Raw genomic sequence first — 18,318 nt, 5'->3', positions numbered from 1 at the left:
AGTAAAGAGCCCGGGGAATACTTAACCCTAACTTAGGTTTTCAGCATTCCCCGGGACCCACGTTCTTCCTTAGGATATTACAGAAGTAAAAGCATAGTCAAAATTTACGCAATTATTAACGTACAAATTGTTTTAGTACTTCATCAACACCAGGATGTGTACGATTTAAACGGAGATCTTCAGCTCCAGTCGCATCTGTTTGAACAAGTAAGATATTCTGCTGAATACAGCTATTAAGCAACTCACGTGCAGAGTCTCGTGTTAAACGTCCGCGGAAACGATTCTTTGGATTGACAGGATCACCAATAAAATTGGACACACCAATAATTGTACGCCATGACCAGTTGCGGTCAATATAGTCAAGGAACTGTAAAAATTGTGGATCGAGTACATCCATTGGAGGACTACCATAAGGGGGTTGCTGATACTGAGACCCACTATTATTAAAGTTTACCGCGGGCATAGAACCAGTACTGGTACTGAGTGCACTGCTGGGTGACATCTGGACAATTGGCAGCTGTCCAGTATTACTACTCACACCACCTGGTACAAGAGGCACAAATTGATTAGCACTACTTATTAAATCTCGGCTGACGGTTCCTGGAATACCGACAACAATAACAGTTTTGTTCAAACGTAACTTTAGACGGGCACTTATACGAGTAAAATCTTTATCGCCTGTCATCAAAACAAAGGTAGAGATGGTAGGACGATCAAAAACAGTTTCGATAATATCCATCAACATATTCAGATCGACGGTGCTTTGCACAACCGTACTCTGCACAATAGTGCTATTCGCAGGATTAACGGCCGGCATGTGACCAGAATTTCCAGTATGCTGGGTGTTATTAGAATATCCTAAAGGACCAGTATTACTTTGCCCAAGAGGGCCGGTAGGGCTGGATTGACCATAGGAATTTCCATAAGGTAATTGGCGATAGGACTCGCGCTGCTGATCGTCTGGCATGGAATATTGTTCTTCAGAAGGTTGATCTTCCTCCTCGGTAAGAAGACTTTCTTCCAGGTCAGTATGGAGGGAAAGTGACGATTCCGCTTCAGTTGGCCAACCACTGTTTAGCATTCCTGGCTGAATCGCGGGGAGAGAGCCAGAATTACTCGTAACATTCGAGGGCCACTGCCGGGGATAAGCGCCAGTTCCTTGCTCAGCAACATAGTTTGAGGAGCCAAGAGAGCCGGTTGGAGTATTACCAGATGGATAATGAATCGTGCCCATACGGATACGATCCCTTTGTTTGGCAGGACAATCAACACGGTCTATCATTGCTGCTGTCAAACTTCCCTTAAACGGCTCAGGCTGCCGAGACCAATCCGCATAAGCGCGGGCGACCATAACAGTACCATAACGGCGAGCGACAGCAATAAGCTCCTGTGGGTCTGGCTCCCGCCGTTGTATATTCAGCATACTGTAACGTATGTTCTCAAAATCGATGAATAAAGCAATATCTTCGGGCACAACCTTCTCCTCTCATGGGGAGAAACCGCGCAGGCCAAGATTTATGATTGTTCAGGTGCTCGGATTACCTAGCAGTGTATCCTCTTAGCTATGAGCATATCATACTTTATGGTTAAAGTCGAGAGGTCTGCGCTTTACTTTGCGTACCTACTATGGTATATTCTGTAGTTGAGAAAGAACAAGAGAGACAAAAGAGTGACAAGTGATGGAGCTAACACAATCTGATCAAGTAGAGAAAATAATATGTCCTGTTGCCCGCACCGTTCAATTGATTGGTGGGAAATGGACCATCCTAATTATTCGCGATTTGACCTCTGGTGTCAAGCGATTTCATCAGCTAGAACGCTCCCTTCAGGGTATCAGCCCTAAAACACTTTCAGAACGATTACGAACTCTTGAAGAAGAGGGGATCATCGTCCGCCAGACTTTTGCCGAGGTGCCTCCTCGGGTTGAATATTCTCTCACCGCGAAGGGGTGTGACCTGGTGTCGGTGATCAATAGCATGCGTGACTACGGCGAACAGTGGTTATGTAATAAGTAGAATCGCATGTGTCTGGATCAAATGCTGTAGTCAACTCCCCTGCCCACATAATGTACCTAAGCTAGAAGAACCGGAGGTACGCCCCCGGTTCTTTCTCATATACCCTAAAACGTGTTACAGTGATACCCCAACTAATTCGCGGTGGTGTTCAGAGAGGAAACGGCTTAACACACCAGTAGTTTGCGTGGTGGTGGGCTCTTCCGTCTGATTATCTGCTCTGCTCACTAGTTCATACAGGCTGGCGATATCATAGCGTATCTGTACCTGAAGCTGGCCTTCACTATCAAAACCTTCTACGAAGAGACCATCCTCTTCTTCTTGAATTGCGATACTCTTCACACCAATCTCATCAAAGACTTGACCGACGGCATGTAAGATGTTCGCATAACTAAACGTGGCCGGCATTTCTCCCTCCCTAAATAATTGGAAGAAAAATTCTCAATTGATTACTTAATAGTTCCTCTTCACGACGACTCTGTCACACTGCAATGTACCCGATTTTAGCAGGTAGATTGTCAGGCTCCATACTACACTCCGACAATTTTAGCATAACAATCTTTAAACGTCAAGTTACCGTTTCGCTGACGTTCCATGGGCTAAGACACTTGTTGTAGCCCATGCGCTACGAACTGGCGTATTTGCTTGTTCTGTGCCTTTATCCCTAGCATTGGGAAGCTTCAAGTATCTTTGGCGAGTGATAGCGAGCCTCGTGTCGTCCCGCTTGGTGTGATTTTTTGTGGCTCTCTCGAAATTAGCTGAAAAAAGTGTTGACAAAGCCAGCGATCTATGGCATATTATCTGAGCGCCGCACGAAAGCGATGTGGCCAACAAAAAAAGCACACTAACAACTAAAGATATATCATTTCTTCAATTTTGCTGAGCCATGATAGGTCAGCCAGAGTTGAAGCAGAGGATCGCTGTTCTTTCTCGCAAGAGAGAGAACGGTAAACAAGCATTCACAGATCAAACATGATGAAGAGAAGAGAACAAGCTACACAGAGTACGAGGTGGATGCCTTGGCGCTAAAGACCGAAGAAGGACGCGGAGACCGGCGAAACGTTTGGGGGGAGCTGCATACAAGCCATGAACCCCAAGATTCCGAATGAGGCAACTCCTCCAGAGTGATGTCTGGAGACCGCCTGCTGAACACATAGGCAGTGACGGGGGGCAGCGGGTGAACTGAAACATCTCAGTAACTCGACGAAAAGAAATCAACCGAGATTCCCGTAGTAGTGGCGAGCGAACCGGGAGGAGCCCAAACCAATCATCTTTCGAGATGGTCGGGGTTGTAGGACCGATAACAAACAATTTTTGCTTACTTGAATATGTTGGAAAGCATAACCAGAGCGGGTGAGAGTCCCGTAGAGGACGAGCGAGAAACGTGGATCGGTATCCTGAGTACCACGAGGCACGTGAAACCTTGTGGGAAGCTGGGGGGACCACCCTCCAAGGCTACACATCTTTAGCGACCGATAGCGAACAAGTACCGTGAGGGAAAGGTGAAAAGCACCCCGAGAGGGGGATGAAACAGACCCTGAAACCACGTACTCACCAGCAGTCAGAGGCCACTGTTCCGTTGCGGAACCAAGGGCTGATGGCGTGCCTTTTGTAGAATGATCCGGCGAGTGCATCGTCGTAGCGTGGTTAACCAGCGCTAAAGCTGGGGAGCCCCAGGGCAACCGAGTCTGAATAAGGCGGATGTTGCGGCGATGCGACCCGAAACCGTGTGAGCTATCCATGAGCAGAGTGAAGCGGATGTGACAGTCCGTCGAGGCTCGAACCCACCAGTGTTGCAAAACTGGGGGATGACTTGTGGATAGGGGAGAAATTCCAATCGAACACGGAGATAGCTGGTTCTCCCCGAAATGTATTGAGGTACAGCTGTATGAAACACTATCCTGGAGGTAGAGCACTGAATGAGCTAGGGGCCAAGTGCTGGTTACCAAACTCAACCAAACTCCGAATGCCAGGACAGCATGCATGCAAGTGAGACGGCGGGGGCTAAGCTTCGTCGTCAAAAGGGAAACAGCCCAGACCATCGGCTAAGGTCTCAAAATCCTTTCTCAGTGTCAAAGGGGGTCACAACGCCCAAACAGCCAGGATGTTGGCTTAGAAGCAGCCACCATTTAAAGAGTGCGTAATAGCTCACTGGTCGAGTGTCGTGGCACCGACAACGTATCGAGGCTTAAGAGAGGTACCGAAGCCATGGAATCCATCCTAGATGGATTGGTAGGGGAGCGTTCTGGAGCAGAGAAGCCAGACCGTGAGGACTGGTGGAGCGATCAGAAGTGAGAATGCCGGAATGAGTAGCGTCATGTCTGTGATAACCAGACACACCGAATGCCTGAGGGTTCCTGGGCACCGTCAATCGTCCCAGGGTGAGTCGGGTCCTAAGCCGAGGACGTCATAGTCGTAGGCGATGGCAAGCAGGTTGGACATTCCTGCACCGGAGAAATTTGTGATGAGCAATGGGGGGACGCGGTAAGGAAGGTGAGCCCATCGATTGGACAGGATGGGTCTGTACGGCGAAGTGCGAAACCGAGGAAAATCCCGGTTTCCTGTGCATGACACGTGCAGCGAGCGGACGCAAGTCTGCGGAAGTCATTGGCCCCTACGCCGCCGAGAAAAGCCTCTCGCCAGAATCTTCTCCGCCCGTACCGCAAACCGACACTGGTAGGCAGGGGGAAATCTCCCCAGGTGATCGAGCGACCCTCTGTTAAGGAACTCGGCAAATTGACCCCGTACCTTCGGAAGAAGGGGTGCCCTAGTAGCGATATCCTTCGGGATGGCGTGAGGGGGTTGCAAGAAATTGGCTCAACCGACTGTTTACCAAAAACACAGGTCTCTGCGAACGCGAAAGCGGAAGTATAGGGGCTGACTCCTGCCCAGTGCCGGAAGGTTACGAGGAGCGGTGTACGTAGCTGCGAATCTAAGCCCCGGTGAACGGCGGCCGTAACTATAACGGTCCTAAGGTAGCGAAATTCCTTGTCGGGTAAGTTCCGACCCGCACGAAAGGAGTAACGAGTTGAGCGCTGTCTCGACAGAGGACTCGGCGAAATTGAAGTACCCGTGAAGATACGGGTTACCCACGACAGGACAAAAAGACCCCGTGGAGCTTTACTACACCTTGACCTGGAAACGAGTTGAAGCGTGCGTAGCATAGGTGGGAGTCGGAGAACCTTTCCCTTTGGGGGAGGGGGAGACAACAGTGAAATACCACTCTCGTTGCGGTTTGTTTCTCATACGTCACCGTGAGCCGGGACGTAGACAAGATCAGGCGGGTAGTTTGACTGGGGCGGTCGCCTCCCAAAGAGTAACGGAGGCGCCCAAAGGTTCCCTCAGGGTGGATGGACATCACCCGCAAGAGTGCAAAGGCAGAAGGGAGCTTGACTGCAAGACGGACAGGTCGAGCAGGGACGAAAGTCGGGCTTAGTGATCCCACATTCCCGAGTGGAAGGAGTGTGGCTCAACGGATAAAAGCTACCCCGGGGATAACAGGCTTATCTTGCCCAAGAGTTCACATCGACGGCAAGGTTTGGCACCTCGATGTCGGCTCGTCGCATCCTGGGGCTGGAGTAGGTCCCAAGGGTTGGGCTGTTCGCCCATGAAAGCGGCACGCGAGCTGGGTTCAGAACGTCGCGAGACAGTTCGGTCTCTATCCGTCGTGGGCGTAGGAAAATTGAGGGGCGTCATCTCCAGTACGAGAGGACCGAGATGGCTCGACCGCTGGTGCGCCAGTTGGCCCGCCCGGGCCAGAGCTGGATAGCTATGTCGAGAAGGGATAAGCGCTGAAAGCATCTAAGCGCGAAGCCGCACCCAAGACGAGTTTTCCCACTTTCTTCGGAAAGTCAAGATCCCAGGAAGACGACCTGGTAGATAGACGACACGTGGACACCTGGTAACAGGCGCAGCGAAGTCGCCCTAATGATCGTACGGCTTGTTTCAGTAAGTATCTTCATCGTGGACCTCGCGTGAGTGCTTCTCAGCTTCAATCATGGCTGACCAGTGACTCGGCAAAATTGAGGAAATGATTTATCATTTTAGTTGCAAAGTGTCCCACCAGAGAGATTTATCTTGCTGGTGGTTTTTTGCGTTATGCTCCATTATTTGAAGATAGTGTTTGCTTTCCACTCTCCGCCAGGAACATATCACCAGCCGCACGCGGGCGCTAAAGCGCCCATCATTTTTTTCTTACTTGCTGCATCAAAAGTGCGCTGTGCGCACTTTTGATGCAGCAAGTAAGAAAATGGTTTGATGCAGCAAGTAAGAAAATGGTTTGATGCAGCAAGTAAGAAAATGGTTTGATGCAGCAAGTAAGAAAATGGTTTGATGCAGCAAGTAAGAAAATGGTTTGATGCAGCAAGTAAGAAAATGGTTTGATGCAGCAAGTAAGAAAATGGTTTGTGCAGCAAGTAAGAAAATGGTTTGATGCAGCAAGTAAGAAAATGGTTTGTGCAGCAATGGCGCATTCGCGCCATTGCTGCACAAACCAATAAAACATAAATGGGGGCGCCTGCGCTCCCCAGGCTGGCGTGAGAATCACCACTCCAGTGGTGTAGAAAGTCATACACACTAGCTCAAGAAGGGGGCTAGCACTAGCGCATGGCCAGCGCACAGCGAATCTCCTTCTGTACCTCTTCATCATTCTCATTTACCAATGCTGCCTGTAACGCGGTAACAGCATCTGTCCCACCAATACTTCCTAATGCCCAGGCGGCATGGCTACGAATGAGCGCTTCATTATCATGCAAAGCATTCGTGAGGGCAGGAATAGCCTTTGAATCTTTACTATTGCCGAGCGCCACACAGACATTGCGTAAGAAGCCGCGTCTCTTGGTGCGCTTGATTGGACTATGCCGGAAGCGTTCACGAAAATCTTCTTCTGTAAGGGCCAATAAAGGAATTAATTCTGGTGTACTACCTACTTGAGGACGCATATGAAACTCTGGTTGCGGCTGGAATGCCTTTTCGGCTCTTTGTCCACTGCTAACAGTGGTGACCTCGCGTTTCTTGATAGTATTCAAGGCAATCACTGGCTTCCCTTGTGCATCCCGCAATCCCAGGCGTTTCTCGGCCACCTTATTAACGGGGCACACCTCCTGACAAATATCACAGCCGAATATCAGGTTTCCCATCAGAGGACGCATCTCTAAGGGAATACTGCCGCGTAGTTCAATGGTGAGAAACGAAATACATTTAGTGCTATCTAATTCATATGGATTGGGCAGGGCCCCAGTTGGACATGCATGCAGGCATATCTCACAGCTTCCGCAGTTTGCTTTTAATTCAGCATCGGGAGTAAGTGGAAGGTTGGTCACGATCTCTGCCAGAAAGACCCAGGAGCCCCAGCCTTTGGTTAAGATGTTGGTGTTTTTGCCATACCAGCCTAAACCAGCTCGTTGCGCGACCGCACGATCAACCATACGTCCTGTATCTACAAACAAGCGCGTCTCGACCTCTGCATTTCCTATATCCTTTGCGTAGTCCTTTAACCATGCCGCAAACTGTTGTAGTTTAGGTTTGATAAGATCGTGATAATCATCGCCCCAGGAATAGCGGGAAATACGTCCATGTGGGACCGCTGTATCAGGTTCTTCAGGTTGCTCTGTTAGATAGCAGAGTGCCAGTGTAATAATTGATTGTGCCTCTGGTAAAAGGGCATCTGGATGGCATGAGATTTCGGCTCTCTCGGCTGTAAACCAGGGGAGTCCATCCATCAGACCACGCCCAATGCGCTCCTGAATAATCTGTTTGGTTTCAGGAAATGGGGCGGCACTGGTGATTCTTGCTGAATCAAAGCCTAATGAATAGGCATACTCTTTAATTGTCTGTGTATCTAATGTCGTCATTTCTATCGCTTCGGCTGTTGTTAATAGATATCAACTGGTAATATCACGTGTCTGCAAGAACCACCAGGTAAGGCCACCAAATATTATCAGGTAGAAAAGAATAACGATACCTGCGTGCAGATCAGTGATGGTTCCTGCGTGGTCTCCAAACAGATAGCTTTGCTGATTACTACGCAATGCATTCAAATTATTTCCAATGAAGTAGTCTGGTATGCTCACCAAAAATGTACCCAGCGCATTCTGCATGCGCGATCCTAAAAGCGTGAACAAGCCGCCAATTGCATTTTCTAGAAACCACCAGATTAAAACTCCTGTGACTCCAGCAGCCGTAGCTTTTCCCCAACAAGAAAGGCAGATGGCGAGTACACTGTAAGTGAACAGGCTGAGTATGGTGGCCAGGATGAGCAAAGATGTATGCAAGAGCCAGTTTCCCGTTAGAAAACTGAAGTCTACTCTATGGCCATCAGGCACATTCAACACCAGCCAGGTTATTATACCAATTACTATCAATGAGACAAGCATAATGCAGACACAGATCAGCATGGCGCCAATTTTTGCCAGGAGGAATTGGATGCGTGTAGGTCCACGTGTCAGCATGAGACGTATACTACCAACAGAATATTCTCCACCTACAATGGTGCCGGCTAAAATAATAAACAGGATTGAGCCGATAAAATTTGAGAAGGAGATGATGTTGTAGATGGCGTTTGGTAGCAATTGGGAGGCAGTTGTGTTGGTTAAGAGCAAAGCCAGTACGACTGTAGCTATGGCAATCGTACTTAGGATCTTCGACATGGCGCGACGACGAATTTTGTAGAGCTCACCCGCGATTGAGCGCCACAAGACGCTGACAAAGCTCTGACTACCCATAATGACATTCTGGCTGCGTTCTGGCATGGGTAGTGGTTGTTCTGTCATTGATTGTGAAACTTCATTCATCGTATCGCTCCTTTATTACTATCGTCTGCGGCATTTAGCATCGTGTGGTTATCAGTTGATGCTATTTCAGAAAACTGATTGGGCACGGATGTCGCTTGTAGATAGACTGCTTCCAGACTGCCTTCACGTGGATGGAGTTCGGCCGCGAACAGGTCATGACGTGCCAGCAGCATATTGATATCAGCCGAGCGTGTAGATGGTGCATCGATGAGTATGATTGGTTGTCGTAGCGCATTTTGTTCCAGTGCAATGTGGCTGATCCAACTGGCTTCTTGCTCTTTCACACGTCTTAAGACTTCCAGTGCCGTCTGTGCCTCCTCTGCCAGCCTCATGCGTACTTCAATCTGTTCTTTTTCGCGTAGCAGTTCTTTGACATCTCCTTGTTTGACGAGATTGCCCTTACGCAGAATGGCCACGCGATTACAGACCTGTTGTACTTCTGGCAGAATATGACTGGATAGAAAAATAGTCTTCCCCAGAGCCGCCAGCCTTTGAATCAGCTTACGGATTTCAATCACGCCAGCGGGATCCAGACCATTGGTTGGTTCATCAAGCATCACCAGTTCAGGATCCGCCAGGAGTGCTGCCGCTATTCCCAGGCGTTGCTTCATGCCAAGTGAGTAATTGCGGTAAGCGAGCCGCTGATATTGTTTGAGCTCAACAATATCTAGAACTTCCTCATAACGTGGTTTATTGACGCTTCCCAATTTCATGCCAGAATTCGCGGCAATGACACGTAAATTATCGATGCCTGAAAGATATGGATAAAAGGTCGGCGTCTCCACAATGGCACCAATGCGTTGTAAAATAGCTGGAAGTTGATATGCATTGTCCATCCCAAAAAGTACTGCTCGTCCGGCTGTTGGATGAATCAAACCTAATAACATACGAATAGTTGTTGTCTTGCCTGAACCATTTGGTCCCAGGAAGCCAAACACATCTCCGCGCATCACTTGTAGATTGAGATCATTTACTGCCACAAGATTCCCAAAGGCCTTGGTTAATCTCTGCGTACTGATTACGGGTGTGCCGTCATACAGTGTGGTATGTGTCTCGCGCACTGACGACTCCTTTGAATTAAGCATTTCGCCACTGAATGCGACGTTACTTTTCATGTTTTATGCCACCTCGATGCAAAACCATCAAAATGACAGCTGTTTTCTGAATCTCCCATAAGCCATGGAAAGATCTGTATCTCATCCAAATAGTATACGTGAGTAGACAATGTACAGCCAAATCACTTTTTATAGAATGGATGTCCTATTATTGTACCTTATGGTATCTGTGCCTGACGTTGTGCTAGCTGATTTTTGTTGCTAATTGTAACATCTTTGCCGGCTTTCCTGACGATGTGCCTTGCTCGTATCTCAGGGTTTTTTCATGTTCCTTTTTGGAGCCTGCGGTGCCGGGTCGGGGTGTGGTGTGTGATGCGCGGCTGCAGCCGCGCATCACACACCACACCTGAAATAATGTACCTCTGATCACTTGCTCGTATCTGCTCTCTTCTTGTTCCGGGGACTGGCCTTATGCTATAATCTGACAAGGAAAATTAGTCCATTGATTATATTCGTATATCAATGTCAGGCGTGCTAGCCGCGCAAAAAAACGTAATTATGTTTCCCACGAGTATTGGTCTAAGATTATTTGAACATTATAAGGGAAATGGGCCGTACTATGGACGGTGGCATATACCGTCTGCGCTGTCTCCCCTGTTCCGGGTGCTAGCGTATCTCCCTACCCGGTAGAGAGTGCCGGTACCCAGGAAAGGACTTTTTAAGATGATTGATCCCGATAGCGAATTGGAAGCTCGATATCGTTCGGTTACAGTGACCCCGGACTGGTATCAAACGAATATTCCTTGTCAGGTGGGATGTCCCGCCCATACAGATGTATCCACCTACATCGGTTTAATTTCACAGGCGCGATTTGATGAGGCGTACTTATTGAATCGTAAAGCGAATGTTGTGCCTGGTGTGCTGGGCCGTACATGTGCCAAACCCTGTGAACCTGTCTGCCGCCGTAATAAAATTGATGGTAAGCCGATCTCCATTTGTTGGTTGAAACGTGCGGCTTCGGACCATCGTGAATATCGACATCATGCGGAATGCCCTCCCGTAACCAAAGATAAAAAGGTTGCAGTTGTGGGCGCTGGCTCTGCTGGTATGGCGTGTGCCCGTGATCTTCGTGATATGGGTTACCCGGTTACCATTTATGAGCAGTATCCAACCGCCGGTGGCGTAATGGTAAATGGTATTCCTGTCTGGCGTCTGCCCCGCTATGTTACCACTGAAGAGTGTGATGAGTATATGGCGGATATTGGCGTGGAGATTAAATATAATACCCGCGTTGGCCGTGATATCCAGATTTCTGATCTTTTGAAAGAGTATGATTCTGTTTATCTGGCGGCTGGTTGTTATATCCCAAATGCCTTGACTGGTCCCGATAACAAGGTAATTAAAGGGGCTGACCTGGAAGGCGTCCTTGACGGTATTCGCTTACTGGAAAAGACGAACTATGGTGAGCCAGCCTTTATTGGTAAAAGGGTTGCGGTACTCGGTTCTGGTTTTACTGCTATGGACTGTAGCCGTACGGCGGTCCGCTTTGGCGCTGAAAAAGTCTATATCATGTACCGTCGTTCCAAAGAGGAAGCCGGTTCAGACGAGTATGAAGTTGATGAGGCCATGTTCGAGACGGTTGAGTTCAACTATCTCGTAACACAGCTGGAAGTGACCAGTAAAGATGGCATTCATGCCAGTGGTATGCGCTTTATTCGCAACAAACTGGGCGATCCTGATGCCAGCGGCCGTCGCCGTCCTGTACCTATTCCTGGCACTGAATTCGAGATTGAGGTCGATACAGTTGTTCCAGCCTTTGGTCAGTATAGTGATGCCTCCTGGTTACAGACTGAAGAGTTAGGATTGGAAGTCAATAAATGGGGCGTACCCCTGCTGGATATTGATACCTGGATGACGAACCATCCTGGTCTCTTTGCTGGTGGTGACTTTACCCAGGGCTCTCGTAACTTGATCTCTGCCATCGGTGATGGTCGTGATGCTGCGGCTGCTATCAATCGCTATCTAGGTGGTGTTGATAAGCCAGCTGAACCCGCTGAAGAGATCGAACTGCCGGATTATCGCCGTGGTATGGTCGATGATTATGAGTCGATTCCTCATCAGATGTTGCCTTCGTTGCCCTTAAAAGATCGCTATAGCTATACACGTGAGGCAGAGACAGGTTACACACCTGAGCAGGCCGTTATTCAGGCCCGACGCTGCTTACAGTGTCAGTTGAATATTATGATTGATCCGTCAATCTGTATTCTCTGTTCTGGCTGTGTGGATATCTGCCCTTACGACTGTATTAGTATGGAAGGCTTGTCCCGCGTGGTGAAAGCTGATCCTCTGCATGAGGATGCTGAGTCATGGGCTGGTGGAGCCGACATGATTATTGACGAAGAGAAGTGCATTCGTTGTGGCCTGTGTATTGTACGCTGTCCCACCGATGCCATCTCGATGGTACAATTTGAAGTTGCCAGCCCCAATTCACGCTGGACGGTTTCAAAAATTCCAGTCATTAACGTCAATTAAACTGTTATCAAGCTTGAATACAGGGATGGTTATGGTCATCCCTGTATTTTAGTATGGTGATAGACGCCAGCAACAGTGTAGTTGCACTGATTGAGCATATACAAGGATTGTATACATGGAAATAGATCTGGTACAGCTTAGCCGTACCATGGCTTATGCTTTACGTCATCAACCGGCTCGTTTTGGTCTAACATTAGATGCCGAGGGTTGGGTTGAGGTCGAGGACCTCGTTGAGGCGTTGCGTAAACATCACCACAACTGGCAGCAGATGAATGTGGTGGATATTGAGGCTGTTCTGGCCCTCCCTGGTAAGCAACGCTATGAATTGCGTGCAGGCCGTATTCGTGCGTACTATGGCCATTCCGTCCAGCAGCGTATGACGCGTGAGAAGGCGACGCCACCGGTTCACCTTTTTCACGGCACAACTCCAGCAGCCTATGAGCAAATTCGTCAGACTGGTTTGCGCCCAATGGGACGTCAGTATGTCCATCTTTCAGAGGATGTAGAGACTGCGCTTGACGTCGCTCGTCGGCGTACCTCCCAACCAGTAATCCTGCTTGTCTCAGCGCTAGACGCCCATCAGCATAACATCGCTTTTTATCTGGGCAATGATAGTGTCTGGCTTGCTGATAGTATCCCAACAACTTTTCTCACAAAGCAAACATAATTTGATAGTGAATAGTTATAATGTTCTATGTATAAAACCTCTACAATTTTGTGTCCACCTCCAGGCGGCTGTAGCGGAATTGATGGCATATCTTCTGGCGATTTTCTATCTGGCCCTTTAAAACAATATCTTTTAGGAAGTGCTACCACACCATATTTAAAAGAAGCAAGGGCGCTAAAGCGCTCGCGTGCAGTCAGCCGCACGCTTGCTGATGAAAGCAGAGATCAAGCACCAACTAAAAAAGCATAGGCATTTTAGACACACTCTTATTAAGAAAGAGCCAGAGCTAGTAAGAAAAGCAAGAAGAGGAAAATAGTTCATGGCAGAACTTTTTTCAGAAGCACTTCCTATTTCATTTGCCTACTTAATTGTCCAATGTATAGGTGATTTACCTACATCATTCTAGTAGTACATAGGAATAGGTACTTGACAATTTCCGCCATATTACGCAAAATTGTAAAAAAGCCAAGTTTGTGAGAGATATGCATATCTACGAGACGTATATCTAACATAGATTAGGCGAGTGTACCACCGATCATGGTATATTCTTTTCCCCCGTTTGAGTCACCTTGCTATTGATAACCGATCGCAGGTGCCGGTGGCTCACTATTCTGAAAGGATATACGCAGGTCTGCAAGGAGCAATGATGGTGCGACATGAATGGTCCGATGAGGATCTAGCCCAAAAGCTGCATGAGCGAGACCCCGAGGCACTGGAAACTCTCATATCCCGGTATTCTCGTGAAGTTTTTTATTTTATCCGTCTGGTACTTGATAGTGTTGGGGTAACACAAGATGCAGAAGAGTGCGTCAATGATTTGTTTGTTGCGGTGTGGCAAGAAATAGATAGTTTTGACACTACGCGCGGGACCTTGCGTACCTGGCTGACGATGCGTGCGAAATATATTGCACTGGATCGTCGACGCCAGCTGTGTCGCCGTCAGACACATAACGTTCAATCCGCCGATGAAATCCGTCAGTGGAATTCATCTGATACTGCTGGAAATGGTAGGGCTTCTGGCTGGGGATATGAGCACGATGCTCGTGCTACATTGCCTCCACATCCTGAAGCGAGTATGGAGCATTTGCTGGAGCAGAGTGAAAGGCGTGAGGAATTACGTCAGGCCTTGGCGACGTTGCCCGAACTTGACCGTTTTCTTATTTATCATCGCTACTTTAAATATGCTAGTACCGAAGAATTAGCGACCAAGACGGGTTTGACCCGCCACGCAGTTGACACAAGACTCTGGCGAGCGCGCAAAAGCTTACGCGAAGCGCTCAAGGAGCATACCCATGAGTATGAGCGAATTTGAGGAACGTCCACTTGATATCGATGCTGGAACGTTTTGTCTTCCCAATATGGAAGGCTTATTTCCTGATGATTTTTCAATGGATGAGGTTGATTTTGCGTGTGAGTTAGACGCTCTATTTTCGCCCGAGCAAGAGGAGCTTCCTCCTTTGTTTGTACAGACACTGGTTGAGTCTGAAGATGTACGTTACCAGTCTCTTGAGCAAGGATTTGAATTGAAGACGCGGGCCGCTGTAATGCGGCGCCTGCGTTTGAACCACCGTATCGCTCCTCTTTTTCCTCGACCGTCTCTGACGACGGTGCTGGTTGGTGGGCTGACCTCTGTGTCGCGTCCTCTGCTGGCTTTTTGTGCGTCGTGTATACTCATCATGATGTTATCTATCGTTGTTACCGCCCCCGTTTTTGCTTCTGGCCTCAATTATCTGTTAGCGGGTACTCATAGTGGCGTATTAATGGTGAATACACCACCACAGATTTCCCCATCAAAGGTGCCGACTGCTAAACGTCTACCAGCTACGACCAAAACTAAGAGTCAGATGATTAGTCTGGCTCAGGCGCAGCAACGTCTCCACTTTCCACTTTCTATGCCATCATACGTGCCAACCCGGTACAAGCAGAGTGATTTATATATGTACGAAGGTGACAGTACGTGGGTGGATGGCCCTATTATGGTCGTTGAGTATACGTACTCTCTGCCAGGTGTGGCTCCCAAACATATTACTATTTGCGAGTTCAAGCCTCAACGTAGCGTCTTCCTGGTTGTAAAACATGGAGCGGCCAAGAAGATACTGGTCACTCATAATGGCAATAGTAACCCAGCCATCTTTGTTGAGGGCCATTGGGCCCAAGTTGGAGAAGCCGCCTCTACCTGGGTATCTAATGATCGTAGCGAAATCATCGATGAAAATAATGGCGTCGTCTTTTGGATCGTTGGTGATCCCAGTGATGGTATTAATAACGCGGAACTGACCTCGGTTGCGAGTTCCCTGCATGATTTTGACTTGCATGCCAGAAATCATATCGGTGGCCGTCTGGAACGGGTAATTCAGAGTGATGAAGACACGCCTCGCTTGTTTGCGAATGATGTCATTTCTCTAGAGAATCCTGATAATACTGATGTACCCTCCTTCAGGATTGTTGGAGCCAACACTGACCAACCACAACCCCGTAACGGGTTCAATAGCCAGTTTCCCCTCACCAACTGACCTCTCAATAGAGTTGGCGAGTTTGTGCCAGCCTGGGGAGCGTAAGTGCCCCAGGCATATTTTATAGTATGTGGCGAAAAATGTGCACAGCACATTTTTCGCCACATACTATAAAATATGCAAGTTCCCGTCAGGGAACGAGTGTGCAGAGCCCAATATATGCATGCTAGAGATAGAATCAGAAAACACCCCGCCTATTTTGAAGCACTCCACCAACTTCATCCGTATATTAAACGGAGATTTTATTGCTAGATTATTACAATCTAAAAATATCATCCCTTATACGACAAAAAAAACCTCATATGGGAGAAATTCAACGCGAGTTTTTAGCTATCCCATGCGTTTACTATAGAGGAATAAGCGTTGGACTATTTTAAACTACAGGGGTATCGTTTGACGTTGGAAGATTACTCTTATTATGTCACTAGACAACAACCTGTACCATCTGGTATGCTATCTGATGTAGATAGAAAAAGTGCATACAGGTTTTGCATTAGTCAATCTTCTCTTGCAACGTCGCCTGAGAAGCTAGTAATAGAACCTCGAAGGAGAGGCAAATGAAAGTAGCTACAAAAGTGAGAATGACACGATCTCATGGTATTCCTAATCTGCGTGTGCTTCGCCAACGTAAAGGATTGAGCCTGGGGCAACTCGCGGACCTCTCTGGTCTGCGCCGTGATACCATCACTCATTTTGAAACTGGACGCGAAGAGGCCCAACCATATCACTTGCGTATTTTAGCTCGTGTGCTGGGTGTTCCTACTCTGGATCTGGTATCCTGACATTACACATACGATTATTCAATGCCGGGGCATCTGAATGATGCCCTTCTCGTCATTCTCATCATTTATAAAAAAGATCCCCTTCAGCATCAGGCTGAAGGGGATCTTTATATCAGGCGGGTGCGGTGGTAATCAGCTTTTCAAGATTTTTAAAAAAGTGATCCAACGCTCCTTTAACGGCTGTTTTGATGATAAATTCAGGGGTGCTTGCGATCTTCCCTTCCAGTGTTGCATGGGTGTTATAGGCCACATTGGTTACAGCCCCTTCTTCGGCGAGATCGATGGTGCACATGGCTTTAATCGATCCGAGCGCGTTGCTGGGCGCTGTCTGTAACACCACATGGGATGGTGTTATGACCTCAACGGGATGAATGAGAATGGTATATGGTCCTTTTAAACCTGGAAAATTAGGCGAAATGAGGATTTTTATTTGTCGCCCATCTGGCGAGTCTACATATTCGGCCGCCTGGCAGCCTGGAAGGCATTGGCGTAGAATTTCAGGATTGAGAATGGCCTGGAATACACGTTGTTGCGAAGCTTTGATTTTTTGATTGCCTACTATATCCATGAATATGGTTCTCCACTTCTATCTCTCTACCTACCTCAACTTAATTGATCCTGGATACTATTGTTGCGCACTAAATCAGTTCTGCACTAGAAAAATACTTACACTTCTATAGTATAGCCAGTACCTTTTAGTGAGAGCAATCCTTGCATCACAAGGTACTAATTTTGTGTGTATGAAGGCAAACGCCGCTCCCTTGAAATCTCTACTATGTATGGTATGCTATTTATGGTTGGGTTGGGTTGGGTTGGTTTGGGTAAATTTTTAAAGGAGCTTTTTTCCACAATGGCAAGTGAGACACACAACGAAAAGATTCGTGTAGGTATTATCGGTCTGGGTTTTGGTGGTGAAAGTGCCCTGAAGGGCTTTCGCCTGTTACCAAATGTGGATGTAGTGGCGCTGGCAGGTTTGGAAGAGGATCGTCTGGCTTATTTAGGGGATACATATGATATCCCAACGTCGAGTCGCTACCGGGACTATAAAGATCTTCTGGCGAATGAGCAGTTGGATGCAGTGAGCGTTGGAGTTCCCAATGCTTTACATGCGCCGATCGCGATTGCCGCTCTTGAGCGTGGTTTGCATGTGTTATGTGAGAAGCCACTGGCCCGTAATAGCGAGGAAGCCGCCTCCATGGTTGAGTCCGCAACGAAAGCCAATCGTGTTTTGCAGGTGGTTTTTAATCATCGTGAGCGCAATGATGTACAGACGTTGAAGCGCTATATCGATGAGGGTAAACTTGGTAATATTTATTACGCCAAAGCATACTGGATGCGCCGCCGTGGTATTCCCGGGGCTGGCTCCTGGTTTGTAAATAAAAACATGGCCGGCGGTGGCCCCCTCATCGATCTGGGCGTCCATGTGCTGGATATGACCCTGTATTTGCTGCAAGAGCCCTCTGTGCTGACCGTCTCTGCTTCCACCTATAATGAACTGGGTAGCAATGGGGTTGGCTTTGATCCAAATGCTCGTAAGTCAGGTAGCGGTCATGGCTATGAAGTAGAAGACCTGGCCACCGCATTTTTGCGCCTATCGAATGGAGCAACAATGCTGCTGGAGACCAGCTGGGCCACCCATAGTAGTGCTCAAGATGACTATGGTATTGTGCTCTATGGTACAGAAGGCGGCGCTGATATTCGGGTAAAAAATTATAATACCGAGAATACCCTTACCATTTATACAGATATCGCTGGGGTTCCTTCAGAGATTACCCCACATGTGCGTGGTGGACAATTCCACAACGCGGTGACTAAAGAGTTTGCGGAGCGCATCGCTGGCGGCAACTGGTCTCTTTATAATGGATCAGATGGCTTGCGCCGTGCTCGCATTATTGATGCCTGCTATACTTCTGCCTTACAGGGCCGTGAAGTCCTGCTTGAGACAGAAGCCTAGTTGATCTGGCTT

General features: G+C 48.0%; 14 protein-coding genes and 1 rRNA gene. 8 read left to right on the top strand and 7 right to left on the bottom strand.

Annotation, left to right across the window (positions count from 1 at the left end):
• Positions 1–115: 115 nt before the first annotated feature.
• Complete coding sequence (locus tag EL633_RS05890) at positions 116–1,474, bottom strand: NYN domain-containing protein (protein WP_126626296.1); 1,359 nt, start codon at positions 1,472–1,474, stop codon at positions 116–118.
• A gap of 205 nt (positions 1,475–1,679) precedes the next feature.
• Here EL633_RS05890 and EL633_RS05885 point away from each other — a divergent pair, with 205 nt between their 5' ends.
• Positions 1,680–2,015 (top strand): winged helix-turn-helix transcriptional regulator, encoded by a 336-nt coding sequence (locus tag EL633_RS05885; RefSeq protein ID WP_126626295.1) that lies wholly within the window; start codon positions 1,680–1,682, stop codon positions 2,013–2,015.
• Between the two features lie 114 nt (positions 2,016–2,129).
• Here EL633_RS05885 and EL633_RS05880 read toward each other — a convergent pair whose 3' ends face one another.
• Positions 2,130–2,420 (bottom strand): hypothetical protein, encoded by a 291-nt coding sequence (locus EL633_RS05880; protein WP_126626294.1) that lies wholly within the window; start codon positions 2,418–2,420, stop codon positions 2,130–2,132.
• Positions 2,421–2,999: 579 nt separating this feature from the next.
• Here EL633_RS05880 and EL633_RS05875 point away from each other — a divergent pair.
• A 23S ribosomal RNA gene (locus EL633_RS05875) occupies positions 3,000–5,960 on the top strand.
• Positions 5,961–6,195: 235 nt separating this feature from the next.
• On the opposite strand, the gene EL633_RS05870 is transcribed toward EL633_RS05875, so the two are convergent.
• The 4 genes from EL633_RS05870 to EL633_RS05855 are packed head-to-tail and all read right to left on the bottom strand — an operon-like array spanning position 6,196 to position 9,918.
• Complete coding sequence (locus tag EL633_RS05870) at positions 6,196–6,630, bottom strand: hypothetical protein (protein WP_126626293.1); 435 nt, start codon at positions 6,628–6,630, stop codon at positions 6,196–6,198.
• Positions 6,611–7,864, bottom strand: coding sequence for a tRNA epoxyqueuosine(34) reductase QueG (queG, locus tag EL633_RS05865; RefSeq protein ID WP_126626292.1), 1,254 nt, complete (start codon positions 7,862–7,864; stop codon positions 6,611–6,613). Before queG ends, EL633_RS05870 begins: the two co-directional genes overlap by 20 nt.
• Positions 7,865–7,894: 30 nt before the next feature.
• Positions 7,895–8,803, bottom strand: a complete 909-nt coding sequence (locus tag EL633_RS05860; RefSeq protein WP_126626291.1) for an ABC transporter permease — start codon at positions 8,801–8,803, stop codon at positions 7,895–7,897.
• Positions 8,800–9,918: an ABC transporter ATP-binding protein gene (locus tag EL633_RS05855; RefSeq protein WP_246039088.1), complete on the bottom strand. Its 1,119-nt coding sequence runs from the start codon at positions 9,916–9,918 to the stop codon at positions 8,800–8,802. Before EL633_RS05855 ends, EL633_RS05860 begins: the two co-directional genes overlap by 4 nt.
• Before the next feature lie 663 nt (positions 9,919–10,581).
• On the opposite strand from EL633_RS05855, the gene EL633_RS05850 reads away from it, so the two are divergent.
• From EL633_RS05850 to EL633_RS05830, 5 genes are all read left to right on the top strand, one after another.
• Positions 10,582–12,390, top strand: a complete 1,809-nt coding sequence (locus tag EL633_RS05850; protein WP_126626290.1) for an FAD-dependent oxidoreductase — start codon at positions 10,582–10,584, stop codon at positions 12,388–12,390.
• Between the two features lie 115 nt (positions 12,391–12,505).
• The gene (locus tag EL633_RS05845; protein ID WP_126626289.1) at positions 12,506–13,057 is read left to right on the top strand and encodes an RNA 2'-phosphotransferase; all 552 of its coding nucleotides are present in this window, start codon (positions 12,506–12,508) and stop codon (positions 13,055–13,057) included.
• A 643-nt stretch (positions 13,058–13,700) separates the two neighbouring features.
• A complete protein-coding gene (locus EL633_RS05840; RefSeq protein WP_126626288.1) occupies positions 13,701–14,369 on the top strand; it encodes a sigma-70 family RNA polymerase sigma factor in 669 nt (222 codons plus the stop codon).
• Positions 14,350–15,570 carry a hypothetical protein gene (locus EL633_RS05835; RefSeq protein ID WP_136624403.1) on the top strand — a complete coding sequence of 407 codons (1,221 nt, stop codon included), beginning with the start codon at positions 14,350–14,352 and terminating at the stop codon, positions 15,568–15,570. Before EL633_RS05840 ends, EL633_RS05835 begins: the two co-directional genes overlap by 20 nt.
• 557 nt (positions 15,571–16,127) lie before the next feature.
• On the top strand, positions 16,128–16,352 hold the full coding sequence (locus tag EL633_RS05830) for a helix-turn-helix domain-containing protein (protein ID WP_126626286.1): 225 nt from the start codon (positions 16,128–16,130) through the stop codon (positions 16,350–16,352).
• Positions 16,353–16,464: 112 nt separating this feature from the next.
• Here EL633_RS05830 and EL633_RS05825 read toward each other — a convergent pair whose 3' ends face one another.
• On the bottom strand, positions 16,465–16,920 hold the full coding sequence (locus EL633_RS05825; RefSeq protein WP_126626285.1) for an SRPBCC family protein: 456 nt from the start codon (positions 16,918–16,920) through the stop codon (positions 16,465–16,467).
• Between the two features lie 282 nt (positions 16,921–17,202).
• Between EL633_RS05825 and EL633_RS05820 the strand changes: the two genes are divergently transcribed.
• Entirely contained in the window at positions 17,203–18,306 is a 1,104-nt protein-coding gene (locus EL633_RS05820; RefSeq protein ID WP_126626284.1) for a Gfo/Idh/MocA family protein, read from the top strand.
• The last annotated feature ends 12 nt before the right edge of the window (positions 18,307–18,318 follow it).

The sequence above is a fragment of the Dictyobacter alpinus genome (genome assembly GCF_003967575.1).
GTDB lineage: Bacteria > Chloroflexota > Ktedonobacteria > Ktedonobacterales > Ktedonobacteraceae > Dictyobacter > Dictyobacter alpinus.
This window is presented reverse-complemented; position numbering and strand designations above follow the sequence as displayed.